Source organism: Pseudoalteromonas sp. R86517, from assembly GCF_042466295.1.
GTDB lineage: Bacteria > Pseudomonadota > Gammaproteobacteria > Enterobacterales > Alteromonadaceae > Pseudoalteromonas > Pseudoalteromonas atlantica.
Genome location: NZ_JAXHCB010000001.1, coordinates 1,309,768 through 1,335,676 on the forward strand (window position 1 = coordinate 1,309,768; position 25,909 = coordinate 1,335,676).

At 39.7% G+C, this 25,909-nt stretch carries 27 protein-coding genes and 2 tRNA genes; 14 read left to right on the forward strand and 15 right to left on the reverse strand.

Annotated features, from left to right (window positions below):
• Window positions 1-3 precede the first annotated feature (3 nt).
• Both SJY38_RS05875 and SJY38_RS05880 read right to left on the reverse strand, forming a co-directional pair.
• Window positions 4-1,851, reverse strand: coding sequence for an ABC transporter ATP-binding protein (locus SJY38_RS05875; protein ID WP_377109389.1), 1,848 nt, complete (start codon window positions 1,849-1,851; stop codon window positions 4-6).
• Between the two features lie 91 nt (window positions 1,852-1,942).
• A complete protein-coding gene (locus tag SJY38_RS05880) occupies window positions 1,943-2,782 on the reverse strand; it encodes a hypothetical protein (RefSeq protein ID WP_377109390.1) in 840 nt (279 codons plus the stop codon).
• 204 nt (window positions 2,783-2,986) lie between these two features.
• On the opposite strand from SJY38_RS05880, the gene SJY38_RS05885 reads away from it, so the two are divergent.
• Window positions 2,987-3,391, forward strand: coding sequence for a GFA family protein (locus SJY38_RS05885; protein WP_273607545.1), 405 nt, complete (start codon window positions 2,987-2,989; stop codon window positions 3,389-3,391).
• 1 nt (window position 3,392) lies between these two features.
• On the opposite strand, the gene SJY38_RS05890 is transcribed toward SJY38_RS05885, so the two are convergent.
• Complete coding sequence (locus SJY38_RS05890) at window positions 3,393-4,190, reverse strand: hypothetical protein (protein ID WP_377109391.1); 798 nt, start codon at window positions 4,188-4,190, stop codon at window positions 3,393-3,395.
• A 228-nt stretch (window positions 4,191-4,418) separates the two neighbouring features.
• Between SJY38_RS05890 and SJY38_RS05895 the strand changes: the two genes are divergently transcribed.
• Window positions 4,419-5,822 carry a M28 family metallopeptidase gene (locus SJY38_RS05895; RefSeq protein ID WP_273607543.1) on the forward strand — a complete coding sequence of 468 codons (1,404 nt, stop codon included), beginning with the start codon at window positions 4,419-4,421 and terminating at the stop codon, window positions 5,820-5,822.
• Window positions 5,823-5,964: 142 nt separating this feature from the next.
• Window positions 5,965-6,411, forward strand: a complete 447-nt coding sequence (locus SJY38_RS05900) for a DUF4826 family protein (protein WP_029772653.1) — start codon at window positions 5,965-5,967, stop codon at window positions 6,409-6,411.
• Window positions 6,412-6,457: 46 nt separating this feature from the next.
• Here SJY38_RS05900 and SJY38_RS05905 read toward each other — a convergent pair whose 3' ends face one another.
• From SJY38_RS05905 to mnmA, 5 genes are all read right to left on the reverse strand, one after another.
• On the reverse strand, window positions 6,458-6,916 hold the full coding sequence (locus tag SJY38_RS05905) for a GNAT family N-acetyltransferase (protein ID WP_121637558.1): 459 nt from the start codon (window positions 6,914-6,916) through the stop codon (window positions 6,458-6,460).
• A 9-nt stretch (window positions 6,917-6,925) separates the two neighbouring features.
• Window positions 6,926-8,071 (reverse strand): JmjC domain-containing protein, encoded by a 1,146-nt coding sequence (locus SJY38_RS05910; RefSeq protein ID WP_377109392.1) that lies wholly within the window; start codon window positions 8,069-8,071, stop codon window positions 6,926-6,928.
• 77 nt (window positions 8,072-8,148) lie between these two features.
• Entirely contained in the window at window positions 8,149-9,519 is a 1,371-nt protein-coding gene (gene purB, locus SJY38_RS05915; RefSeq protein WP_024033516.1) for an adenylosuccinate lyase, read from the reverse strand.
• Window positions 9,520-9,551: 32 nt separating this feature from the next.
• The gene (hflD, locus tag SJY38_RS05920; protein ID WP_004586725.1) at window positions 9,552-10,154 is read right to left on the reverse strand and encodes a high frequency lysogenization protein HflD; all 603 of its coding nucleotides are present in this window, start codon (window positions 10,152-10,154) and stop codon (window positions 9,552-9,554) included.
• The gene (gene mnmA / locus SJY38_RS05925; protein ID WP_064385122.1) at window positions 10,154-11,254 is read right to left on the reverse strand and encodes a tRNA 2-thiouridine(34) synthase MnmA; all 1,101 of its coding nucleotides are present in this window, start codon (window positions 11,252-11,254) and stop codon (window positions 10,154-10,156) included. The genes hflD and mnmA overlap by 1 nt, the downstream gene beginning before the upstream one ends.
• A 338-nt stretch (window positions 11,255-11,592) precedes the next feature.
• Here mnmA and SJY38_RS05930 point away from each other — a divergent pair, with 338 nt between their 5' ends.
• Complete coding sequence (locus SJY38_RS05930) at window positions 11,593-12,861, forward strand: diguanylate cyclase (RefSeq protein ID WP_377109393.1); 1,269 nt, start codon at window positions 11,593-11,595, stop codon at window positions 12,859-12,861.
• 54 nt (window positions 12,862-12,915) lie between these two features.
• Here the strand turns inward: SJY38_RS05930 and SJY38_RS05935 are convergent, their stop codons facing one another.
• From SJY38_RS05935 to SJY38_RS05965, 7 genes are read right to left on the reverse strand one after another with little or no spacing between them, the layout of a single operon-like run.
• On the reverse strand, window positions 12,916-13,359 hold the full coding sequence (locus SJY38_RS05935) for an NUDIX domain-containing protein (protein WP_377109394.1): 444 nt from the start codon (window positions 13,357-13,359) through the stop codon (window positions 12,916-12,918).
• The gene (locus SJY38_RS05940) at window positions 13,352-14,038 is read right to left on the reverse strand and encodes an rRNA large subunit pseudouridine synthase E (protein ID WP_377109395.1); all 687 of its coding nucleotides are present in this window, start codon (window positions 14,036-14,038) and stop codon (window positions 13,352-13,354) included. Before SJY38_RS05940 ends, SJY38_RS05935 begins: the two co-directional genes overlap by 8 nt.
• Complete coding sequence (locus SJY38_RS05945; RefSeq protein WP_004586720.1) at window positions 14,038-14,367, reverse strand: TusE/DsrC/DsvC family sulfur relay protein; 330 nt, start codon at window positions 14,365-14,367, stop codon at window positions 14,038-14,040. The genes SJY38_RS05940 and SJY38_RS05945 overlap by 1 nt, the downstream gene beginning before the upstream one ends.
• 3 nt (window positions 14,368-14,370) lie before the next feature.
• On the reverse strand, window positions 14,371-14,637 hold the full coding sequence (locus SJY38_RS05950) for a DsrH/TusB family sulfur metabolism protein (RefSeq protein WP_377109396.1): 267 nt from the start codon (window positions 14,635-14,637) through the stop codon (window positions 14,371-14,373).
• Window positions 14,634-14,990: a DsrE family protein gene (locus SJY38_RS05955; protein ID WP_377109397.1), complete on the reverse strand. Its 357-nt coding sequence runs from the start codon at window positions 14,988-14,990 to the stop codon at window positions 14,634-14,636. The genes SJY38_RS05950 and SJY38_RS05955 overlap by 4 nt, the downstream gene beginning before the upstream one ends.
• Window positions 14,987-15,340: a sulfurtransferase complex subunit TusD gene (gene tusD, locus SJY38_RS05960; protein WP_004586717.1), complete on the reverse strand. Its 354-nt coding sequence runs from the start codon at window positions 15,338-15,340 to the stop codon at window positions 14,987-14,989. The genes SJY38_RS05955 and tusD overlap by 4 nt, the downstream gene beginning before the upstream one ends.
• 55 nt (window positions 15,341-15,395) lie before the next feature.
• Entirely contained in the window at window positions 15,396-16,061 is a 666-nt protein-coding gene (locus SJY38_RS05965; RefSeq protein ID WP_004586716.1) for a Bax inhibitor-1/YccA family protein, read from the reverse strand.
• Between the two features lie 251 nt (window positions 16,062-16,312).
• On the opposite strand from SJY38_RS05965, the gene SJY38_RS05970 reads away from it, so the two are divergent.
• The 10 genes from SJY38_RS05970 (at window position 16,313) to SJY38_RS06015 (ending at window position 25,791) form a co-directional block, all read left to right on the forward strand.
• A tRNA-Ser gene (locus SJY38_RS05970) sits at window positions 16,313-16,403 on the forward strand.
• Window positions 16,404-16,455: 52 nt separating this feature from the next.
• Window positions 16,456-16,546: transfer RNA gene (locus SJY38_RS05975), tRNA-Ser, on the forward strand.
• A gap of 792 nt (window positions 16,547-17,338) precedes the next feature.
• Window positions 17,339-17,719: a hypothetical protein gene (locus SJY38_RS05980; protein ID WP_004586715.1), complete on the forward strand. Its 381-nt coding sequence runs from the start codon at window positions 17,339-17,341 to the stop codon at window positions 17,717-17,719.
• Window positions 17,720-17,847: 128 nt separating this feature from the next.
• The gene (locus tag SJY38_RS05985; protein ID WP_004586714.1) at window positions 17,848-18,306 is read left to right on the forward strand and encodes a GAF domain-containing protein; all 459 of its coding nucleotides are present in this window, start codon (window positions 17,848-17,850) and stop codon (window positions 18,304-18,306) included.
• On the forward strand, window positions 18,306-18,584 hold the full coding sequence (locus tag SJY38_RS05990) for a hypothetical protein (RefSeq protein ID WP_004586713.1): 279 nt from the start codon (window positions 18,306-18,308) through the stop codon (window positions 18,582-18,584). The genes SJY38_RS05985 and SJY38_RS05990 overlap by 1 nt, the downstream gene beginning before the upstream one ends.
• Window positions 18,585-18,599: 15 nt before the next feature.
• Window positions 18,600-19,238, forward strand: a complete 639-nt coding sequence (proQ, locus tag SJY38_RS05995) for an RNA chaperone ProQ (protein ID WP_248461590.1) — start codon at window positions 18,600-18,602, stop codon at window positions 19,236-19,238.
• A gap of 26 nt (window positions 19,239-19,264) precedes the next feature.
• Window positions 19,265-21,289 carry a carboxy terminal-processing peptidase gene (gene prc / locus SJY38_RS06000; RefSeq protein WP_055253727.1) on the forward strand — a complete coding sequence of 675 codons (2,025 nt, stop codon included), beginning with the start codon at window positions 19,265-19,267 and terminating at the stop codon, window positions 21,287-21,289.
• A gap of 181 nt (window positions 21,290-21,470) precedes the next feature.
• Window positions 21,471-22,931 carry a Na+/H+ antiporter NhaC gene (gene nhaC, locus SJY38_RS06005; protein WP_171036153.1) on the forward strand — a complete coding sequence of 487 codons (1,461 nt, stop codon included), beginning with the start codon at window positions 21,471-21,473 and terminating at the stop codon, window positions 22,929-22,931.
• Window positions 22,932-22,974: 43 nt separating this feature from the next.
• Window positions 22,975-25,569: an aminopeptidase N gene (gene pepN, locus SJY38_RS06010; protein ID WP_377109398.1), complete on the forward strand. Its 2,595-nt coding sequence runs from the start codon at window positions 22,975-22,977 to the stop codon at window positions 25,567-25,569.
• Window positions 25,570-25,791: a DUF2835 domain-containing protein gene (locus tag SJY38_RS06015; protein WP_024033528.1), complete on the forward strand. Its 222-nt coding sequence runs from the start codon at window positions 25,570-25,572 to the stop codon at window positions 25,789-25,791. It begins immediately after the preceding gene.
• The last annotated feature ends 118 nt before the right edge of the window (window positions 25,792-25,909 follow it).

Genomic DNA, 25,909 nt, shown 5'->3' on the forward strand with positions numbered 1-25,909 from the left:
AGTTTAATCTACACCAATAAACCCACCGGTTTGATGTGCCCAAAGGCCAGCATAAATACCATTTTGCGCAATGAGCGCTTCGTGGCTGCCTTGCTCTACAACGCGTCCTTCATCAAGTACAATAAGTCTGTCCATTTGCGCAATGGTCGATAGCCTGTGAGCAATGGCAATCACAGTTTTACCTGTCATTAAATCATCTAGGCTTGCTTGTATTGCGGCTTCTACTTCTGAGTCGAGCGCGCTGGTAGCTTCATCGAGTATTAAAATAGGTGCATTTTTAAGTAATACCCGCGCTATAGCGATACGCTGGCGTTGCCCACCGGAGAGGGTTACTCCGCGCTCGCCTACTTGAGCATCAAACCCTTTATTGCCTTTGCTATCTTCTAAATCGCTTATAAACTCGAGTGCTTTAGCTTGCTTGGCAGCGCTGAGCATTTCGGCTTCTGAGGCATCGGGTCGGCCGTATAAAATATTATCTTTTACAGAGCGGTGAAGCAGGGAAGTGTCTTGCGTAACCATGGCTATATAGCGGCGAAGGCTTTCTTGGCTTACATCGGTAATGTTTTGGCCATCAATTTTAATCGTCCCCGAATCGGTATCGTAAAAGCGCAGCAGTAAATTAACTAATGTTGATTTACCAGCGCCAGAGCGACCCACTAAGCCAATTTTTTCACCGGGCTTTATATGTAGGTTTAGGCCATTCATTACCGGACCGCGATTAGTTTCGTTAGCGGCTTTGCCGTAGTTAAAATGAACATTTGAAAAAGCGATATCGCCCTTAGAAACGTTAAGCGTTTTTGCATCGGGTTTGTCATCTACTTTAATGGGCGTAGATAAGGTTTTCATGCCATCGGTTGCGGTACCAATGTTTTCAAACAAGCTGCTTATTTCCCACATGATCCACTGCGCCATACCATTTAATCTAAGCGATAAACTAACAGCAACAGCAATGGCACCTGCGCTAATTGCACTTAACGACCATAAATAAAGGGATAGTGCGGCCACACTAAATACTAATAAGTAATTTAGGCTATTAATGGCAAAATTAAGGCTGGTTACTAAACGCATTTGCTTATAAACAGGCTGTAAAAATACATCCATACTTTGTTTAGCGTATTGCTCTTCACGTTGTGTGTACGAAAAAAGCTTAATGGTCGATATATTTGTATAGCTGTCGACTATACGGCCGGTCATTTCAGAGCGCGCATCGGCCTGCGAGCTGGCAATTTTTTTAAGTTTTGGCACAAAGTACATTTGAATGGCGGCATAAATAATTACCCACACTAAAAGCGGTAGCATTAAACGCCAGTCAGCTTCTGCAACTAAAAACACCATAGCGCCAAAATAAACCACAATATACATTAGTACATCGAGCAGTTTCATTACGGCTTCTCGTACGGCCAGTGATGTTTGCATTACTTTTGTGGCAATACGCCCTGCAAACTCGTTTTGATAAAAGCTAACACTTTGGCGTAATAAGTATCTATGCGCCGACCAACGAATCGACATAGGGTAATTACCCAGTAATGCTTGGTGTAAAATAGCCGAGTGAAAAAACACCACAATAGGCAATATCACTAAAAGCACTACCGCCATTTTTATAAGTTCGGCTTTTTGCTCTTCAAACAGGGTTTGCGGTGTGTAGGTACTCAACCAATCAACCAATTGGCCCATATAGCTAAATAACGATACTTCTAAAATGGCAAGCAGGGCAGCACTAACAGACATTAAAACTAACGACAGCTCCATACCTTTAGTGTAATGACGACAAAACGCAAATAAGGTAGAGGGCGGCTGCGTTGGCTTTTGCTCAGGAAATGCGTTGGTCATTTTTTCGAATAATCGATACATTTTATAAACTTAAATGACAAATAATAGAAAAGGATCATACCATTTAAGTGGCGCGCTGTAGATCTTTAGCGACTAATTTACACTGCTACTTTTATCGAATAGGGTTTGTGAGATTTACGCCTTTAATCATGTAAATGTCGTCATAGCGTAAACCGCCATTTCCGTAGGGCTTTTTATGTGGGCCCGCATTACAGTTAGCTAAAAAATAGCTAAGTGGGCGCTCGCGTTTCATTCTAAAGGTGGCATTTTTATACACTAAGGTTTGGTTTTTAAATTCGCCGCCTTGAACGTATACATTGTATTGCTGGCCTTGCATTTTTACCGATGCATTATTAACAACGTACCAAATGTTGTACCAACTGTTTGTATCAAGTGGTTTAGCCGATTGCGCTTGTGCATAGTTTTGGATATTACTATAGCCTTTATCAGTTTTGACCATTAGCGCCCCGGTATTGACTAACCCATTTGATTCGGTTTTATCGGTAACTCGTAAAGTGGCTTCAAAGGCGTCGTAGCCATGAACGTTTATTTGCTCTGGCTCTAAGTTACTTAATCCAAAAGCATGGTTATTTGGAAAAGAGGCGACGTTAATACGGGTAAAAAAAGTGTAGGTTTCGCCAACGGGCACTGTTTTTGGAAGCTTTTTATAGCTGAGGGCTTTGCGGTTGCCGACAATACCATTTTCGGCAGGCTTTTTAATTAAAAAATGGTTAATCCCTTTGGCTGTGTCCTCAACTTCTATTTTAGTTACTTGTGGGTTAGCGACATAAGGTTGAGTTTGGTTGTCTGTGTCGGCCTTTGTCCAGCCTTTTAGCGGTTGTTCAAAGTTATCTACTAATAACCACTTTGCAGAGGGAGCGTTTTGATTGTTTTGGCTACAGGCTAATAATCCTGAGCAGGCCACTAACAGTAAGCTGTATTTAACGCGCATAATCCCTCTTTTACTAATGTAAGTATAAGTATATAAATTGGTAAACCAATATATGACTTTTAATTTTTCAAACTTAAAATTTATATAACCAATTTAGTGTAAATTAGTCAACCAATATTGTGTTTTATCTATTCTGCTGACGTTTTTATTTTAAACGCGTAAAATACCTAACAACACGCAATTAAAAATAATAAAAGGGATTATATGTATACTGGAACGTGCTTATGTAAAGCGGTAAGTGTTGAAATTAAAGGGGCTATTTCTCAAATTATTCATTGTCACTGCTCACTATGCAGAAAAAACAGCGGAACTGCTTTTGCTACTAATGGTTTTGTAAACACTCACGAATTTACACTTACCAAAGGAGAAGATAATTTAACTGAATTTAATTTCAAACCTGGGCGTGCGCGCTTTTTTTGTAAAACATGTGGCTCACCTATTTACAGTGCTAATGCAGAGGATAAATCTCGCTTGCGAATACGCCTTGGGTTGATAGATGACGATATTGCTGAGCAGGTAATGTCGCATAATTTTGTTACCTCTAAAGCCAATTGGGAGCAATTAGAAACCCATTTGCCGTGCTATGAAAAACACGAACCAGGGCGCTAAATTACTCTATGTGATAAATGCTGTTTATGTCGTTGTGAAGGGAAGGCGCCCACGTTTTAAATAATGGCGAATGGGCTATTTCTTCTTTATTAATGTGCACTAAGCTTTGCTGAGAAAGCATCACGACGATATTTTTGTATTCGTTAAACTCTATAAGGGCAATACAGCTAAAGTGTTGCCTAAACAGGACGAGTAAAGCTTGGAGCTCTTTTCCTGTTTTAGGGTTTAAATTTATAATAATTTGCGCATTTAGCCCGCTGCAGCGACGTATGTTTTGCCAAAATACGCTGCTAGATAAAAAGTCTTGATGTACATCGCCACTAAAAATATCAATTGTAATGACATTGTATGTGCGCGTGCACGTTGCAACAAACAGCTCTGCATTTTGTAAGTGCACCGTATGATTAGCGGGCAAGTTAAAATGGTGCTTAGCAACGCTTATCATCGCGGGGTTTATTTCTACACTGTCAAACACAGCTAAGTTATTTATATAAGCCGTTTTGTTATGTAAATAATGAATGGCTCGTTCAATGCCCGCAGTACCTAAACCTAAATTTAAAACACTTAGAGGCTCTGCTGCTTTAAGTAAAAATAACAGCATACATTGATTAACCGCAATCAGTAATTGTTCATTCTCATTAAGGCTCATCACCCCTTGAATAGTGATATCGCTTTGCGCATTTTGGGCAAGTGTTAACCAGCGATAGGCCGTATTTTGATAAACACAAATAGGCCCATATTGGTTGTTACTAGAAGCTATTAAATTGGCAGAGACAGTGTCGGCTTTAAGCTGGCGCATAGGTTACAAATACAAATAAAACACCCCATTAGTTTGCCACGAAAATACGCTATGTATATAGCGTATTTATGTAACAAGGTTTGTAATACGCTTGGTTACTTAAAAGAGGGGAGTACTTAAGTGTGGTTAATTTTTACAGTTGAGCTTACTTGTATAAAGCTTTAACTCAAAATAGTTGCACTATATAGGTTGTTGAGTAATGGTAAGGTAAAAAATAAGGAGCTTATAATGCGCAAAACCCCTTTTTCTATTACAACTAAACTTATTAATTTGAGTGCGTTAGCCTTTGCTTGTACGGCAGGATTATCAGCACAGGCTCATGCCAGCATAAAATATGAAGAACAACAAAAGCTACATGATATTGCAGCGCAGGTATCAGCTAAGCGTATTGGGAGCGACATACAAACGCTGGTGGATTTTGGTACCCGCCATACGCTTTCTGAAACTAAGTCAGATACACGGGGCATAGGTGCTGCACGGCGTTGGATCAAAAAAGAGTTTGAAAAAATATCAGCGCAATGTGGTGGTTGCCTAGAAGTTATTGAAGTTAAAGACACTATATCAGGTGAAAAACGAATTCCTAATCCTGTTGAAGTAGTGAATATAGTGGCCATTCAGCGTGGTAGTACTGAGCCAAACCGAATGGTTATTATGTCGGGCGATATTGATTCGCGGGTGAGTGATGTAATGGACTTTACCAGTGATTCACCGGGTGCTAATGATAACGCTTCAGGCGTGGCAGGGGTTATTGAAGCTGCACGTGTACTAAGCAAGCATAAATTTAATGGCTCAGTTGTGTATGCAGCGTTGTCGGGCGAAGAGCAAGGTTTATTTGGCGGTAAAATACTCACAGCGTATGCGCAAGAGCACAATTGGCAAGTACATGGCGTTTTAAATAACGACATGATTGGCAATATTACTGGTATTAATGGCGTTACCGACAATACAACGGCGCGTATTTTCTCAGAAGGCACGCGTGTAGTAGAAACGAAACAACAAGCAAGAACGCGCCGTTTTACAGGTGGTGAAGTCGACTCGGCGAGCCGTAATTTAGCACGCTATATAGATACAATTGCCGATAGGTACATTCCAAATTTAGATACGATGTTAGTTTACAGGTTAGATAGGTTTGGCCGGGGCGGGCACCATAGACCGTTTAACGATGCGGGTTTTGCAGCAGTCAGAATTATGGAAACTAATGAGCATTACGACCGACAACATCAAGATTTACGTACAGAAAATGGGGTGGTTTATGGCGATACCATAGATGGCGTTGATTTTGACTACACAGCAAAGCTTACATCATTGAACGCAGTAACAATGGCTTCAATGGCTTGGGCGCCAGCTCCTCCTAAGCTGGTAAAAATTGAAGGCGCGGTTAAGGCTGACACTACGCTTTCGTGGCAAAGTTCTGATGATGATAATATTGCCGGTTATCGTATTTATTGGCGCTATACCAGTGAGCCACAATGGCAATTTAGTCAAGATGTGGGCAATGTAAGTAAAGCTACACTTAAAAACGTTGTTATAGATAATTACTATTTTGGTGTTGCAGCGATAAGCAAAGACGGGATTGAATCGCCAGTGGTGTTCCCAGGTGATGTAGGCTCGTTTGATCACAATATAAAATAACAGCGATTTATTATTGCTTAAGTGCAATTGTGATTAAAAACAAATCAAATGGTGTATTTAAGGTGCAAAGCAGGTGTTTTATGCTTGCACCTTATTTGTTATGCACTTAGAGTGTAGAAAAAAAGCAGTAAAGGTTAATAAAATGCAGCAAGAAGAAAAAAAACCATTAACAGCTCAAGAGCAAGCACAAATAGAGCAACAACGGGTTGCTTGGCAACGCGAGTGTTTTCAAAACGCCCAAAAATACTTAGCAGAAAAAGGCATTATGCCTAAATCAGTAATAGACAAAGACAGCCGCTTTTTAGCGCCATTGTGTGCTATGTGGAAATTTAAAGCGCAAAATGGCAAGAGCTACTGGGTAATAACAGGGCGCTTACCTACTGATCATGCAGAAGTCAGTGCAGCAAAAGATGCGCGCGATGCTATGCGATATTTTTCTTTACAATGGCAGTTAAAAGCAGATCAAATAATGAGTGTTGGCGCACGCGATAAAACCCAAGTCGACTTTGCTAACTTACTTATAAACCGTGCTCACGGCTTATACGAAATGCATGAAAACGAGCAACTTTGGGCTAATGAACCAAAATAAGGTATTGCTTGTATAAACGTAAAAAAGGGCTATTAACGGCCCTTTTTTAATGTACTAATGTAAATGGTTTAGTGACAAACTCAGACACTTGGCATTGCATTCGCTGCCTAGGTATACCTGCTTCCATAAAAACACCGCCTTGTTGTATAAAGCCGTTTCGTTTAAAGCGTTCAACTTCGTTTAAAATACAATTAATACTAATAACTTGGTGCCCATCGTTAGCGGCAAGATTAACAATAAAAGTAAGTAATGAAGTATAAACGTGGCGATTACGGTGTGCGGGCAAAACGGCTATTCGGCCTATTAAGCCATCTGTACACAGCCTACCTGTGGCTACGGGTGCGTTACTGTTGTGAGTAACTAGCACATGGTGTGCTAGTTTGTCTTGGCTATCAAATTCTACTCGTTTGGGTATGTGTAACTCATACACAAATACTTTTTCACGTATTTGTTGTAGCTGGTCTTTTTGCCTATCCCACTCGACCTTATTAATTTGATAGCCCATAGCGCACCTCTAATTAAACCACATCCCCTCATTAACTAGTGTAGTAAAGGTTTGAATAAAAACTAGGCTGGGCTGCGCTGCGTTTAAATCGTCGCTATTAACATAATCATGATCTGTTAATAGTTTAACGGCATTTAAATCGCAAAGTGGTAACGGGTAGTTTTCGCCATTAATACTTAATAATAGGGTGTCTTCTAGCTGCTGATAGATAGCACGTATGCCACCTAAACGCTCAAATTCTTCTGCATTGTTTGCTATAAAATCACTCATTTGCTCGCAGGTTATAGGCTCTTCAAGCGGTGCTAAGTCCATTTCGTGCTTGGCTTGACTTAAGGTATTACCAAGCCAATGCTTAAATAGCTCATCGTTATTAAGTAGCGCTTGCATAAGGGTTTTAACTTTATCGGTTTCGCTCTGTAAAAGCTCACCTTTAGAGTCCCTAAGGGATAAAGTATGATCGGTATAGCGTTTTTGGCCGCTGTCGGTATCAATAACATGATCGGCAAAACTAGAAAATAAGTCTTGTTGATTAGGCGCTCTAAATCCAACCGAGTAGTTAAGGGCGTTTTCTATTGCATAGCCTTCGTGAGGGCACCCAGGTGGTATATATAAAATATCGCCGGGTTCTAAAATACAATCTATAACGGCTTCAAATTGCTCAACTTGCAGTAATTTTTTATTTTGCGCAAATTGTTTAAGTGTTGGATCAGGCAGGCCAACACGCCAATGACGCTTACCCTCGCCTTGTATAATAAATACATCGTACTGATCTAGGTGCGGACCAACGCCACCTTTAGGGGTTGAGTAGCTGATCATTAAATCATCTATTCGCCAGTTAGGTATAAACCTAAATGGCTGAAGCAGTTGTGCTGCATCGCTATGCCAATTATCAACCGCTTGTACCAATAAAGTAGCGTGTTGCTCAGTTAATTTTTCAAAGTCTTCAAATGGGCCTTGGTATGCTTGCCAATCGTTATTGTGGTTGGTAACAATTCGCGACTCTATACTTTCTTCCATAGCAAGACCGGCAAGCTCTTCTGCCTCTATTGGGTCTTGAAAGTCTGTAAAGCCTTGTTTAATTAATAGCGGTTTTTTTTGCCAGTATTGGTTTAAAAATTCTTGCTCACAGAGGTTGTTTATTTTTAATTGGTACATAGAGTTGGCCTATAATTTTTAGTACAAAAAAAGCGAAAGGGATTATCCTTTCGCTTTTTATATGCGCAATTTAGTATTTAAACTAAATCGTCAATAAACTCAACAGCGCGGCCAATGTAGTTGGCGGGTGTTAGTTTTTTCATTTCTACTTTAGCGTGCTCTGGCAGGTCTAAACCATCGATAAAGTCGGCCATAATCTCTTGATTTACACGTTTACCACGCGTTAAATCTTTAAGTTTTTCGTATGGTTTTTCAATACCGTATTTACGCATAACCGTTTGAATTGGCTCAGCAAGTAATTCCCAGTTTTGATCAAGCTCATCAAGTAAACGTTGCTCATTTACTTCAAGCTTGCTTACGCCTTTAAGTGTAGATTGATACGCAATAAGCGTGTAGCCCATACCCACACCTAAGTTACGTAAAACGGTTGAGTCGGTAAGGTCACGCTGCCAACGAGAAACTGGCAGTTTTTGTGCAAGGTGAGCAAATATAGCATTTGCTAAACCTAGGTTACCTTCTGAGTTTTCAAAGTCGATAGGGTTTACTTTATGCGGCATTGTTGAAGAGCCGATTTCGCCAGCAATGGTTTTTTGCTTAAAGTGGTTAAGGGCAATGTAACCCCAAACGTCACGATCAAAATCAAGTAAAATAGTGTTAAAGCGAGCAATAGCATCAAATAGCTCGGCAATGTAGTCATGCGGCTCTATTTGTGTAGTGAACGGATTAAAGGTTAAACCAAGGCTAGTTACAAAGTTGCTTGCGTGGGTATGCCAATCGTAATCTGGGTAAGCACTCAGGTGAGCATTGTAGTTACCTACAGCACCGTTAATTTTACCTAGCATTTCTACCTGTGCGATTTGGTCGCGTTGGCGTTTTAAACGCATGTATACGTTAGCAAACTCTTTACCCATTGTTGAAGGCGTAGCTGGTTGGCCGTGGGTACGCGTCATCATAGGTACTGCTTTGTACTCAATGGCTTTTTCTTTTATAGCGTTAAGTAGTTGGTCGCAGTATGGAAGGAGCACATTATCACGAGCTTCGCTTAGCATTAAACCATGAGATAGGTTATTAATATCTTCTGATGTACAGGCAAAATGGATGAACTCGTTAATAGCGTTAATTTCGCTGTTATCGGCTACTTTTTCTTTTAGTAAATATTCTACCGCTTTAACATCGTGGTTTGTGGTGCGTTCAATGTCTTTAACACGCTGTGCGTCTGCTTCGCTGAAGTTATCAACTATGGCATTTAAAAGTGCATTGGCTTGTTCGCTAAATGCAGGTACTTCTTTAATATCGCTTGCTGCAGCTAAGGCTTGCAACCAACGCACTTCAACGGTTACGCGGTATTTGATTAAGCCAAATTCGCTGAAAATACTGCGTAGTTCAGTGGTTTTGCTGCCGTAGCGACCATCCACTGGAGAGATAGCGGTTAACGCTGAAAGCTCCATAATAACTCCTAAATTTTAGTTTTGAACGATAATTAAATGTTTGTTTTTGCAATAGCGAGAATTTTTCTTTTTGCAAAGAAAAAGTGACGGCGTTTACCGCCCATTTGTCGCCATAATACAGCACTGCGAATTCCTGCTAATAAAAGGGCACGAATTTTATTTTGCGTTTGCTGCTGTTTTAATAACTCGGGTTTACCATAAACCTGGATTCGGTGCCCAAGGGGGCTCAGCACCGACGAGTATATATCTGCTAAACCGGCAACTACGGTGTCATCGGTTATGGCAAAGTGATCTAAGCGACGATGAATGTCGTCGATACGGCGGCCAAGTTCAGCTAAGCTTTTTGGCTCGTTATTTAAAATACGTTCAAGCTGCATTAAACCACCTACGTACTTAACTATTTCAACATCTTTTTGAGCGCCAGCAGTAAGCTGCGCCATTAATGTTTTATAGCCGTCGCGCAAGTTATGCGTACCTTGATAAACATCAACCGGCGATGCGGGTGATGTTTGTACAATACTTGTAAATAACACGTCTAAGTCTGAATCGTTTGCGCTGCCGTATTGCGCAATTTTTTGTACTTGTTTAGCCACTTGGCACATGGCGGCAAGCGCCATGACTTGGTGTTGATTCATTACTTAATCACCGAATCTATAATACCGCCACCTAAACACACATCATCGGCATAAAATACAGCTGATTGACCTGGTGTAACGGCTTTTTGTGGTTCATCAAACAATACACGTGCCATACCATCTTCCCCAACGAGAAGGGTACAATTAATATCTTCTTGGCGGTAACGGGTTTTAACGGTGCAGCGCGTTGTACCTTGAGGACCAACACGGTCTACCCAATGTAACTGATTGGCGTTTAGGCCATTGCTGTAAAGGCGAGGGTGGTCTTTACCTTGTCCGACAACGAGCACATTGCGCTCAACGTCTTTATCTACAACGTACCATGGCTCGCCAGAGCCTTCTTTCATGCCACCAATTAACAAGCCTTTACGTTGGCCAAGTGTATGATACATAAGCCCTTCGTGCTCACCTACGTTGTTGCCGTCAGTATCTTCAATCACACCTGGTTGAGCAGGTAAAAACTTTTGTAAAAAGTCTTTAAATTTACGCTCACCAATAAAACAAATACCGGTGCTGTCTTTTTTATCGTGGGTGATTAAGTCTTGCTCTTCTGCAATACGGCGTACGTCTGGTTTAGCTATATCGCCTACTGGGAAAAGCGTTTGGCCTATGTGTTCATGGCTTAAGGTATATAAAAAATAGCTTTGATCTTTGTTATCGTCTAAGCCTCGGCACATAACGTATTTGTCGCCTCGTAGTTCACGACGAACATAATGGCCTGTTGCAATATAATCGGCGCCAAGTGCTTGTGCTGCAAATTCTAAAAATGCTTTAAATTTAATTTCTTTGTTACACATAATATCTGGGTTTGGCGTACGGCCCGCTTTGTACTCTTCTAAAAAGTACTCAAAAACGTTGTCCCAGTATTCGGCTGCAAAGTTAACGGTATGAAGCTCGATGCCTAATTTGTCACACACTGCTTGTGCATCTTTTAAATCTTCAGCGGCTGCACAGTATTCGTCATTGTCGTCTTCTTCCCAGTTCTTCATAAACAGGCCTTCTACTTGGTAGCCCTGTTGTTGTAATAAATATGCAGATACAGAAGAATCAACACCGCCGGACATACCAACGATGACTTTAATGTGACTATTTTCGCTCATGAATAATTTCGCTTATACAGATTGCTGTTAACTTGGAAAGGCCGCGATTATAGCACGCATTTTGTTTTTGCTTAAAGGGAGGAGTGGCGCAAACACACGATTTTGTAGTTATTTTATTCATATAATAAATAGCAAATAAGACTGAATCGCATTTAACATAAAAAATGATGAAAAATTTAAATAAGCCATTGTAAAAAGATATTTCGGTGCCATTATTGTCTGAGCGCATAATAATAGCGTCCATATTACCTTGTGTTTGTTGTACAATTAAGGAACAGGCAAGATTTTTGTATTAAATTTGCATTTTATTGCCTTAATATTTTCAACGGAATGAATATATGAATTACGCCTTTCAGGTAAAAAAACTTACGACCCTAATTACGTTTTATACGACTAACTCAAGCTTTCATGTAAAGCAGTTACTTGAAAACCCGACGAGTGAGTTTAAGCAATCTGCCTACAAACTTTTTCATGAAATATTTAAACACAGCGTACCCGTAGACTCTCAACAGACTAGCCCCGTTGATGCTATTTTTGATTCAGTTACCGCATCTTTAGATTTAATTAACCAATCTGAAGTGGCGTTAATTGAAGCAACACAAAAATGGTGGAACGAGTGGTACTTTGTATTAACTATGGAGCATTCGCTTTCTCAAGAAAAAGAAGATGTGCCATACAGTTTCCTTTCTAAAAAAATGCATCATCCTATGAAGCGCCACGAGATGAGCCACTACGCCCATTTATTTACTATTTTGCCTATGCCTATCTCTAATGTGTGTGCTAAAACCGGTGATATTATTAGAGTTAATCAGCGCTTTATAGATGTATTTGGTTATACCGTTGATGACTTACCTAACTTAGAGCATTGGTGGGTTAATGCATACCCAGATCCTCACTATCGAGAGTCCGTGAAAAAAACGTGGCAATCGGCGTTAGAAATTGGCAATGAAACAGGGCAAGACATCCCCGCGCATGATTACCATGTTACTTGTAAAAACGGTAATACAATTACTATGGAAGTATCTGGAATCAATTTGGGCGATGAATATATTGCTGTATTTAATGATGCGACAAAGCGTTTAGAAGATCAAAATATTTTACGCGACATGGCATTTTTAGATTCGCTAACACAAATAGCAAATAGACGTCGTTTTGATGAAAAGCTAAGTAAAGAGTTCGAAAAAGCCGTTGAGTGTGGTGACGATTTGGCAATTATTTTAATCGATATTGATCACTTTAAACTCTTTAACGACCGCTACGGGCATGTTGAAGGTGATTTATGTTTGTATAACGTGGCGCAAGCAATAGCGTGTACGGTAAGCCGCACCGAGGACTTTGTGGCGCGTTATGGCGGAGAAGAATTTGTTGTATTGCTGCCTCAAACCGATAAACAAGGGGCCTTATTTATTGCTGAGCATATTCAAAAGGCAATTGAAGAGCTGCACATCCCTCATGAAGACAGCTTTACCGGCTACTTAACCCTGAGCATGGGTATTCACGCAATTAATAAAGATGATAGTTGCGATCAAAAAGAGTTTATTAAGGCCGCCGACAGCGCACTTTATTATTCAAAAAGGCAAGGACGAAATTGTTTAGCATTAAGTTAATTTATAGCCTTGGGCTATTTATATAGCTTTGAGAATTATATAAAGCGCAGATGTTTAATTATCGTCGTAAATAAAGTCTACGTCTTGAATAGGGCGGTTTAGGCTGTCTTCAATACATTTTAAAACTAAATGGCTTCTTAGAGGCAGTGCTTTTATGTCTTCTAAACTGTGCCAGTTGGCACTAATTATATCTGCATCTTTTGGGCAGGGCTCAGTGGTGATTTGAGTGCCATCAAACATAAAACAAAAGCGTAAGTAATGCACCCCATTAGGCGCATGTAAGTTATAAATACCGATTAAGCCAGTGGGCGTTAGGGACACACCTGTTTCTTCAAAAAGCTCTCTACTGGCTGCTTGAACCAGTGTTTCGTTTACTTCTAAATGGCCAGCAGGTTGGTTATAACAAATATTAGAAGTAAATTTATCTCGCTCTTTTACCAGTAAAAAATGCTCTCCTTTTTTTACTACAGCAGCCACCGTTACATGGGGTTTATGCATTTACCTCACCTTTTATAACACTGTACTGTGCGCTGTTTATGCCATCTAGCGTGTAATTGCCAATACTGTAGCGAATAAGCCTTAATGTAGGGTGCCCAACATGGGCGGTCATACGGCGAACTTGCCTATTACGTCCTTCATTAATTGTAATACTTAACCACGTTGTAGGAATCGATTTTCGCTCTCTTACCGGCGGCACGCGAGGCCAAAGTTTTGGCTCGTCAATAATTTTTACGTTTGCGGGTAAGGTAATCCCATCTTTTAGTTCAACACCTTTACACAGGGCATTAATGGCCTCTTCACTAGGCTCGCCTTCAACTTGCACCCAATAGGTTTTATTGGTTTTTTTACTCGGTGCGGTAAGGGTATTTTGAAGCTTTCCGCAGTTTGTTAAAAGTAACAAGCCTTCACTGTCGCGGTCGAGTCTGCCTGCAGCGTATACATCTTTAATGGGAATAAATTCAGCCAAGGTTTTTCTATTGGAATCGTCTGTAAATTGGCAAAGTACATCGTAAGGTTTATTAAATAAAACAATTTTTCTATCTTTAGGCGCTATAGCGGGTTTAATTTCACGCGAAGTTGTGCTTTTTTTAGTGAGCGCGCTGCGTGAGTAAGTTCTACCCGTAGTGCGTTTAGTGGTACTTTTACTTGCGCGATTATGCATTGGTTTGTTCGCCATTAAATACACCTAGCGGGCTTGGGTAAGCCGGCAATTTTTGTGGCTTGTTTTGCAGGCCCCTTGGGAAATAATTTATACAAATAAATACTATTGCCTTTGTCCTCGCCAAGCGCTTTAGCCATAGCTTTAACAAGCATTCTTATTGCTGGGCTGGTGTTATATTCTAAGTAAAAATTGCGCACAAAATTAATCACTTCCCAGTGTTGTTCACTTAAGATAATGTTTTCTTGCTCGGCGATAATGGGGGCTAACTCTTTTGTCCACAAGGTGTAATCTAGCAAGTAGCCTTGTTTATCAGTGTCGATTTGTTGATTATTAAATTCAAGCATGGATTACCAGGTAATAGATTGGTTAGTAGATAGAGTAAGGGCAACAAACTCATCGAAATTAATAAGTGTTTGGCCTGGGCTTAGTTTAACTGCGCGTGCCTGCGCATCCTCTAAAAGCAACAATAGCGAATCGTTTAATTGAAAATACTGCTTAGCGGCATAACAGGCATCACCAACAAGGAGTACTTCATCGGTGTCTTTAATTAAGTTTTCAAGCTGAGTAGAGTCGTAATAAGCCAGTGGCTTTGAAAAAATGTGTAATGTACTCATAGGTTCACCACAAAATCTTGCTGGCCGATCAGCAGTTGTTGCTCAGTGTAATTGAGGCTGGTTGAATCAATAATTAATTGAGATTTGTTTAAGTTATAATCTAGTAACGATTTTTCACATACATATATGTTTTCTACTTCATAGATTTCAAGCGTTTTGATGTTTTTAAAAAAATCTTTTACACCAAGTTGCTGTGTTGATTGATTATGTTTTAAAGCAAGCACTGCAGGGCCGCTAAATAGCCAGCTAATATTTTGCTCAACTGCGGCAAATATCAGTGACATGTCTAGGGCATCGCGGGTATTAAGCTCATCAAAAGGGCTGGATTGGCTCATTACTAAAACGTTTTTCATTTAAACTGTATCCATTTATCTGCATCACTCGCTAGCATGGCAAATTCTGCAAGCCCGGCTACAGTAAACACACCTGTTTGGCTTGTGTTTAAGCCACGTTTTTCTGCTGCAGTAATACATAGCATTAAGTTGACGTTTTTATCTGCAAGTTGTTGCCATTGCGTAGGAATTTGCAGCTCGTCAGAGGCTAGCTCAAAGTGAGCTGATGCGTGATAAATCCCATTTTGATACAAAAATATCGCATCTATGGTGTGGCCTTGTGCTAAACATGCATTCGCAAACTTTATAATACGTTGCGTTGAGTCATGATCTGAAGGAGGAGTATGTAAAGAAAGAACAAATCGCGCCAAAACAATTCCAATAAAAAAGCCCCAATAAAGGGGCTATTTTAACAGAACTATTTAATTAGTCATCACTTGCGCCAAGAAGGTGCAGTAAAGAAGTAAATAGGTTATATACGTTTAAGTATAGAGCGACCGTCGCGCGAATATAGTTAGTTTCGCCACCATTAATAATACGGCTAGTATCAAATAGGATTAAGCCAGACATAATTAACACAACAGCAGCGTTAAGCACCATAAACATCAGCGAGCTGCCAATGAAGATGTTAACTATGCTTGCAACAATAACCACTAGTAAGCCTACTGTTAAAAAACCACCCATAAATGAGAAGTCTTTTTTAGTGTTTAATGCATAAGCCGATAGACCAAAAAATATTAATGCAGTAGAACCAAGCGCCTGCATAATAAGCATAGGGCCATTAGGCATAGCCGCATAATAGTTAAGTAGTGGGCCAAGGCCTGCGCCCATACAGCCTGTAAAAGCAAACACCCAAAACACGCCTGAGGCTGAGTCTGCTTTTTTGTTTACAACAAATAATAAACCAAACGAAACCAGTGTGAACACAATTCCCATAAAGTAAGGTAATTGTAATGCCATTGAAATACCCGCCGTAACAGCACTAAATGCTAATGTCATGGCCAGTAAGAAATAGGTGTTTTTAAGTACCTTGTTTGTTTCAATGGTCGACATTACCGGTTTAGCGGTATTGTACGAATGATTAAATGCCATTGTAGAGCTCCTTTAAGTGAAACATGTTTGTTTCGATAATTTAACTAAAATTAGATTACCAACTCTTATATGTTTGGGCAAACCTTTGTAGATCAATAGAGTGTTATTTTTTAATTAAAGTTCATTTAAGCATCAAAAAGAAATTATTTGTTTCATCTTTAAACAAATTAATTGTTTTTTAAGCACTTAAACAATTTTTTTAAAAAAAAGCTTCACAAAGCCAATGGGTTTCCCTATTATGCAGGCCGTGCGGAGAGATGGCAGAGTGGTCGAATGCACCGGTCTTGAAAACCGGCATAGGTTTGTAGCCTATCTAGGGTTCAAATCCCTATCTCTCCACCACCTTATTACAATAATTATGAGTACACTCTTACTTGTAATTTATAGCACTTTCGGAGAGATGGCAGAGTGGTCGAATGCACCGGTCTTGAAAACCGGCATGGGTTTGTAGCCCATCTAGGGTTCAAATCCCTATCTCTCCACCATTATATTAAAGCCCGCTTTTAGCGGGCTTTTTTGTTTTTACGCTTTATTATCAAGCCACTTTAGGTTTCCTCGCTTATTTGCCCATTTCGGTTTGCTATTAGCCGCTATTGATAGATTATCAACATATTGATGTATTACTTTTATTTTTTAGATTTTAAAATTGGTAATTAAAATAGTATGTTGTGGCTCAAGGATGATTTACCTTCAAAAAAACTTATTATTTATCGTGCAATGATTCTCATTGATAACGGTGTTTGTTTTATTTGTATTCCAACCTTTTGACACAATTAACGATACATCATCACTTTTGCAGCTTTGCTGTGCTGTATACCTACGACGCTGGCTATGCGTAAATCAGTCATTAATTGAAAAACGTATTTAATATTGAAATCTAAAGGTTAGGTTTTATTGACGATAGCGCCTATAAAGGTAGTGAACTTTGTCTGATAGGCGACTAAGCAGCTCAAAGTAAGCGTGGGCTGGCAGCACAATGCGTGTTTGTTTTTTGTTAGCAAAACCATTTATTAAAATCATTTGCAAAACATTATTAAACCCACCCACTAAACAGCCCAACATAAATTAAATCTTCAAATTATCAACCTTGCAAAGGGGGTTAAAGACCTTTGCTAGAAACGCTAAGATATACTTTTATAAAATTAAAATGCCTAGTTACAGCAGTTTAAAGAGTGCTTGTTTTCCCATCATAAATTACGACCATAGTCTCTGTTTCTAACCTTAAGAACTTGGTGCATGCTTAATATAATGTTTGTAGTGTGTATTTAGGAACTTATATGAAACATCAACTAGCCAAAAGTGTCGCGCTTTCTTTATTATCCCCTGTGATTGTTGGTAGTTTACTTGGCCTTTATTATGGGCTCACTATGAATGGCGATGCGGCTACCATTTTTTTACAACTACTGATGAGTGCAATCGCGAACGCACATATTGTTGGACTGACTATGGCCGCTTTTGTCGTACCGGGTTATTTGCTTATGTTTAAGTATGCAAAAGTGAATTATTCAGGTGTACTGACTCTTGGGCTGCTCGGTGGCGCAATATTTAGTTATTTACTCAGTGCTACAACAGGCGAGATATTTTTAATTAATAGTGTAATGGCCGCTTTTGCCGCAGGACTATTTTTATTTGGCCTGCGTAAAACATCAAAAAAATAATTGCAGAAATATTAATCAAGCATGCTGAAAAACGGCGCTATTTCTGTTTTTTTGCCTGTAAAAGGTTTCAATTTTTCACGACAAAGAGTACCTTTAGCTACTGTCTGTTTAATAAGAAGTAGTTTGGTATGCAAAAGCACGATTTTTACCAGTCATTAGTTAAGCAAACTGAATCACTAATTGCTGGTGAATCTAATGTCATTGCTAATATGGCTAACGTAAGTGCGCTATTATTTACCTCTTTAGAAGATGTAAATTGGGCGGGCTTTTACTTTATGGATTCGCCAAGTGAATTAGTGCTTGGGCCTTTTCAAGGTAATCCAGCGTGTATTCGTATCCCTGTTGGTAAAGGGGTGTGTGGTACGGCTGCAGCAACGTTAGAAACTCAACTAATTGAAGATGTACATGCGTTTGATGGCCACATAGCCTGCGATGCAGCGTCTAACTCTGAGATTGTTGTACCTATCATGAAAAATGATAAAATAGTTGCTGTTCTTGATATCGATAGTCCAACTATTGGTCGATTTGATACTGATGACCAAGCAGGTCTTGAAGCATTAGTTAAATGCTTAGAGGCAAGCTTATAATGAAAGACTTGCTAAATGTTCAAGACTACCTATTCGCAGTACAAGATGTAGGCGATTGGGAAGGGGAAGAAGAACATGTAGCGGAAACGCTCAATGATTTGATTCACATAGCCTGGGATAAACTTCCAGATGATTTAGATTGTGAATCAATCGATGAAATAATAAATGGTATTTGGGAACACCTTCGAGGTGATTTGGCTGTACTTGAAGCCGACTTCGAAGAGTTAATCGACTGGGTAATACACTACGTTGACTCGTCCCTTGATGAAAAGATGTGAAAAATAGGTTCTAAAATGGAAACCACAAACAAGCTAAAAGATATTAATGAAGTGCTGGAATTTCTTTATCAAGAATTTCCACAATGTTTTAAACAAAAAGACGGTATTAAACCGCTTAAAGTCGGTATTTTTAAAGATATTGCCGAGCGTATAGAAGGGTCTGAAAAAGTAAGTAAGACTCAAGTACGTCAAGCGCTTAGAAAATACACGTCTAACTGGCGTTATTTAGAAGCTGTGACTAAGTCAGAGTTTCGTATTGATCTTGATGGCAATCAAGGTGAAAAAGTTGAGCAAGAGCACATTGACCACGCTCAAAAAGCACTAGAAGAAAGCCGTGCTAAAATGGCAAAACGCAAAAAACAACAGCGTCCACGCCAAGATTCAGATTCTAAATCTTTCAAGAAAAAACCAGCCCACGCTAGCAAAAGCAATGCACAAGCTAACAAACCAGCTAAAGCAGCCCCTGCTAAACGTTCAGGAAAAGTTGAACCTTTACCTGCAAGTGAGGTCAAGGTTAATAACAAGGTTAAGGTTAAACTTGGCCAAGCACTTGTAAATGCGGTAATTACTGAAGTAAACAAAGACGAAGTTCATGTTGAATTAGTAACTGGCATGCAAGTTAAAACCAAAGCTGACAGCTTATACATTATTTAAGTTGTAAATAAATTAAGGAGTTGTGTATGAGTAAAAAGTTTACGCTCATTCCGTTAGTTGCTGCCCTGTTTTCGGGTTCTTTATTCGCTTCCGTAGAAGCGGCAAAACTTGAAGACTTGCCTGTACTTAAACAAGAAAGTCAACATGGCACTGCCAGCAAACGAGTGGCTAACTTATTTGCTCGTTCACACTATACACCGGTTCGATTTAACGATGCGCTTTCTAGCAAAGTGTACGATCGTTATATCGAATCCCTTGATTTTAACAAAAGTGTGTTTTTAGCAAGCGACATTGCTGCGTTTGAAAAATACCGCAACGATTTTGATAATGCTATTACCACCGGTAAGCTTGGCTTTACGTTTGATATTTTTAACTTAAGCTTAAAGCGCCGTTTTGAACGTTATGATTACTCTTTATCATTACTAGATAAAAAAATGACGTTTGATAAAGACGATGAATACTTTTTTGACCGTGAAGATTCAGCGTGGCCTGCATCGCAAGCTGAACTTGATGAAATTTGGCGTGAACGCGTTAAATACGATGCCTTACGTTTAAAAATGACAGGCAAAGATTGGGAAGGGATCAAAGAGGTCCTTACTAAGCGTTATAAAAATGCACAAAAACGTTTAGTGCAAACAAATTCAGAAGATGCATTTCAAATTGTAATGAACTCGCTAGCGCGAAGCATTGAGGCGCATACGTCGTACTTATCGCCGCGCCGCGCAGAACAATTTAAAATGGATATGGATCTAGAGCTTGAAGGCATTGGCGCCGTTTTAAGCCCAGATGAAGATTACACCGTTATTCGTAGCTTAGTACCAGGTGGACCTGCCGATAAAACAGAGCAGCTAAAAGCTGACGATAAAATTATTGGTGTTGCCCAAGATCAAAAAGAGTTTGTTGATGTTATTGGCTGGCGTTTAGATGATGTAGTTGATTTAATCAAAGGCCCTAAAGGCACTAAGGTACGTTTACAGTATCTTAAAGGCTCTGATGCACATGGCACGCCTAAAGTAGTTGAAATCACTCGTGATAAAATTCGCTTAGAAGATAGGGCTGCTAAATCTGAAGTATTTGAAGCGAGTTATTCAAATTTAACTTCAAAAATTGGTGTTATTGAGATCCCAGGCTTTTATAACAATCTTTCAAAAGACGTTAAAGTTGAATTAGCTAAACTTAAAGAAGAAAACGTAGACGGTATTATTATTGATTTGCGCCAAAATGGCGGTGGATCATTATATGAAGCTACACAGCTATCAGGCTTGTTTTTTGACCAAGGTCCGGTTGTACAAATTCATACATTAAATAACCGTATTGAAGAGCAAAAAGACCGTGACGGAATTACCTACTACGATGGCCCATTAACTGTTTTAGTTGACCGTTACAGTGCTTCAGCCTCTGAAATTTTTGCCGCCGCAATGCAAGACTATGGCCGCGCAGTAATTATAGGCGAGCAAACCTTTGGTAAGGGAACGGTTCAGCAGCACAAAGGCTTAGGTCGTGCGTACGATTTATACGACAACGACTTAGGTAGCGTACAATACACTATTGCTAAGTTTTACCGTATAAACGGCGGCAGTACCCAGCATAAAGGCGTCATTCCTGATATTTCATTTCCTTCTGCGATAGACCCAGCAGAATGGGGCGAGAGCAAGCAAGATAATGCATTGCCGTGGGATAGCATAGTACGAGCTAAGTACAATAGGCAGGGTAATTTAACGCCTGTAATCACTTATCTTGAAAAACAGCACGAAGTACGTATTAAGTCAGAGCCAGAGTTTGGTTACGTATTTGATGATATTGCCCGTTACAATGAAGAGAAAGATCGCAAAACTATTTCTTTAGTTGAAGCAGACCGTATTAAAGAAAAAGATGAAAATGAAGCACGTACTCTAGCGCGTACTAATGAGCGTTTAAAGCGTTTAGGTAAGGAGCCAATAGAAAACCTAGATGATGTACCTGAGGTAATTGAAGAGCTTGACCCTTTCTTAGAAGAGGCAGCACTGATCACTCAAGATTACATTAACTTTGGCCGTATCGCTAAAAAATAAACACGTGTTTACCCCGTTTAAAAGGCGCTTTTTGCGCCTTTTTTGTTACCTAAATTTCGCTAAATTGCTATAATCGCGAATTACTAAATTGAGTTACATTACTGTGGCTTAAAAAAAGCACTGATACGCTAAAAATAATAAATAACCACGCCACGATTTGTGGTGTGCAGGAGTCACTATTTTGAAGCCTTTAGAAAAACCGATTAAACCCGCCTCGTTTTTTGATGCACTTGTTCCTATCACTGTTTTAATTTGCCTTTTAGGCGCAGCGGTATATTTATTTGGCGATAACTCGTCATCAGGTCCTAACCAAATAGCGTTATTATTTGCCACCTTTGCTGCGGCACTAATAGGGCTAAAAAATGGCTACACGTGGAAAAAGCTTGAAGAAGCCATGATTGAAGGTATTACCTTATCATTGGGGGCTATTTTAATTTTATTAATGGTGGGCGCCTTAATTGGTACTTGGTTGTTGTCGGGTACCGTGCCAACGCTCATTTACTATGGCTTACAGGTTATTAACCCAAGCTGGTTTTACGCCGCAAGCTGCTTAATTTGTGGCATTGTTGCAATGAGTATAGGTAGCTCTTGGACCACAGCTGCCACCATAGGTGTGGCGCTTTTAGGGGTGGCCACCGGGTTAGGGCTTGATCAAACTGTGACGGCAGGGGCGGTTATTTCGGGTGCTTACTTTGGTGACAAACTCAGTCCGCTTTCTGAAACTACTAACTTAGCACCGGCTGTTGTTGGAGCTGATTTATTTGAACATATTCACCACATGTTATGGACTACTGTTCCTAGCTTTGTCATTGCATTAATCATTTTTATATTTATGGGCTTTAATGCAACGGCTTCTAACGAAGCCGGCAGGATTGACGAAATAACAGCGATTTTAGAGCAAAACTTTAATATTGGCTTTGAAATGCTAATTCCATTAATTGTGCTGCTAGTTTTAGCTATTAAAAAAATGCCAGCGTTTCCGGCAATTTCAATTGGCGCTGTAATTGGTGCTGTGTGGGCAATGTTGTTTCAGTCTGATTTAATTGCGACACAAATTGACCTTTCTCAGGGTGAGTTGGTTGGTTATTTTAAAATTATTTGGACGACTTTTTTCGATGGTTTTAGCATCGACACGGGTGATGACAAAATGGATTCATTGCTCAGTGGTGGCGGTATGGCTGGGATGTTAACAACAACATGGCTGATCATGACGGCTCTTATGTTTGGTGCCATTATGGAAAAAACCGGCTTATTAGATATTTTTGTTAAGAGCATTTTAAAAATAGCAAAAAGTACGGGCTCGCTTATTACATCAACCATTGCTACTTGTGTGGGCACAAACTTAATAGCGGCTGATCAATACATTGCTATTGTAGTGCCAGGTCGTATGTTTAAAGAAGAATATAAAAAGCGTGGCTTAAAGCCCGTTAATTTATCGCGTACTTTAGAAGATGGCGGCACAATAACAAGCCCGTTAATTCCGTGGAATACCTGTGGTGCGTACATGCAAAGCGTATTATTAATAAACCCATTTGACTATGCCTTGTATGCTTTCTTTAATTTAATTAACCCTTTCTTAGCGATTATTTATGCGTACGTAGGCATTAAAATTTTACGCATTGAACCCAAGCAACCTGCTTAAATCTAAATAGCTCCTTTTTTAAGGAGCTTTAGTTGGAGTAACTATGACTGTTTCAGCAAAGCCAAAAGCGCAATACTTAAAAGACTACACTGCGCCTAATTTTTCTATAGAGCACACTGAACTCACTTTTGACTTACAACCACTAAATACAAAAGTGACGGCGCTACTAACACTTAAAAGAACAACAAATCAAAACTCAGCGCTTGTGTTAGATGGCATAGACTTACAATTAGTGGAGCTGCAAGTAGACAATATTGCTTATACTAATTATAAGATTGAAGGTGAGCACCTAATCATTAATGATTTACCTCACACATGCCAGCTTAAAATTGTTACTGAAATTTCTCCTGATACAAATACCTCTTTAGAAGGTTTGTATTTATCTGGTGGAGCGTATTGTACGCAATGTGAAGCGCAAGGTTTTAGAAAAATAACCTACTTTTTAGACCGCCCTGACGTGCTAAGCACGTACGATGTGACGATTATTGCTGATAAAAGCTTTAAGCATTTACTGTCAAATGGTAACCAAATTGACAGCGGTGAAACAGCTGATGGCCGCCATTTTGCTAAATGGCAAGACCCATTTAAAAAGCCAAGTTACTTATTTGCATTAGTAGCGGGTGATTTTGATGTACTAAAAGACACTTACACAACAAAAAGTGGGCGCGAAATTGAGCTTGCGTTATTTGTTGATAAAGGCAATTTATCTAAAACACCACATGCAATTAACTCATTAAGAAAAGCCATGCATTGGGATGAGACACGCTTTAACCTAGAATATGACTTAGATATTTACATGATTGTTGCCGTAGATTTTTTCAATATGGGAGCAATGGAAAACAAAGGGCTAAATGTATTTAATAGTAAATGCGTATTGGCTAACCAAGAAACCGCCACCGATAAAGATTATCACACGATAGAGTCGATTGTTGGTCATGAGTATTTTCATAACTGGACGGGTAACCGTGTTACCTGTAGAGACTGGTTTCAGCTATCGTTAAAAGAAGGGCTCACAGTATTTAGAGACCAAGAATTTAGTAGCGATTTAGGCTCACGCGCACTTAACCGCATTGATGCCGTTAAGGTAATGCGCACACATCAGTTTAGTGAAGATGCGGGGCCAATGGCGCACCCAATTCGCCCTGAAAAAGTTATCGAAATGAATAACTTTTATACCGTAACGGTGTACGATAAAGGGGCTGAAGTTATCCGAATGATGCACACCCTGTTAGGTGAGGTTAACTTTCAAAAAGGGATGCAGCTTTACTTTGAACGCCATGATGGTCAAGCGGTTACCTGTGATGATTTTGTTGCTGCAATGAGTGATGCTTCAGGCATAGATTTAACGCAATTTAAGCGTTGGTATAGCCAATCAGGTACACCACGATTAAATGCAACACAGCACTATGATCACGATAAGCAACTTTATACTTTAACAATTGAGCAAACAGCTCCGCTAAATCAGCCAGATAATAAGAGCCTTCACATTCCATTTGCCATCGAATTATTAGATGAAAATGGGCAAAGTATTGCACTTACTTATCAAGGTGAAAAACGCGACCACGTGCTTAACGTAACTGCGCCAACGCAAACGTTTTACTTTGATCAAATACCTGCTCGCCCAGTGGCTGTGTTACTTGAAGATTTTTCAGCGCCCTGTATTTTAAGCCAGCAAAATTCAGAACCGGATTTACTGCATATTATGCGTTATGCGCGCAGCGATTTTTCGCGTTGGGATGCGCAGCAGCAGTTATTTATTAATGCGGTTAAGCAAGCAGTCAAAGCACCTGAACACGCAACACTAAGTGAAAACGTTATTAATGCACTACGTGTGTTAATAAGCGCACAAAGTGGCGATTTAGCACTGGTAGCAGAGCTTATAAAACTGCCAAGCTTTGACACCTTTGCCGCTGAGTTTGACATAATTCCTGTTGACGAAATCATTACAATCACAAGATTGTTTGAGCAACAGATTGCCGAGCAATTATCTGATGAGCTTTTACATTGTTACAGTTCGTTAGTAGATGATGGCAGTATAAATCCAGATGCAGTGGCTATAAGAGCGCTTAAAGGTGTTTGTTTACATTACTTAGCTAAAATACCTTCTGAGCAAGTTGACCGCTTTATCAAAGAATCGGCAGATTCACCGAATATGACCAATGTTTTAGCCTCATTAAGTGCGGTAGTAAAAGCATCACACCCATTAAGAACAACGTTGTTAGATCATTTTGATAGCCAGTGGCGTCATGATGTTTTAGTTATGGATAAATGGTTTGCGCTGCAGGCTATGCAATCTGGTGATGATGCTATTGATAATATAAAAGCGTTGTACGCGCATCCTAGCTTTGATTTTTCAAATCCAAATCGTGTACGGGCATTAGTGGGCAGCTTTAGTCATTTTAATACCGCACAATTTCACCGAAAAGATGGTGAAGGTTACGCATTATTAGGTGATTTACTTATTAAGCTAAACGCGATTAATCCGCAAAATGCCTCTAGAATGTTAACGCCTTTCATGTCGTGGAAACGCTTTGACACAACCCGTGCTCAAGCAATGAAAGCACAGTTGCAACGCTTAGCAAACCTTGAAGGATTAAGTGCTGATTTATTTGAAAAGGTTGAAAAAGCGCTTAATTAAATGATTGAGTATTACTTCTCTTTACACCTGAGCTATAACAAATGCATGGACTACTACCATGGTCGTTTTAGCTCAGTACAAGTGGTTGAGGATAACGGTAAAACAATACGCTTTGCCGCCTCGCACTTACGCCCTTACATTTCATCTATAGGAATAAGAGGGCGTTTTAGACTTTTACTTACCCCCGAGAATAAATTTATTCGCCTCGAACGTATCGCCTAATCTGCTGTTTTTATGTTATAGATACATAAAAATATTATCTTTTTGTTAATTTCAATTTGTTCTATTGTTAATTTACGTGTATAAATTATCTGGTATGACGTCTTACCAATACGTAAAC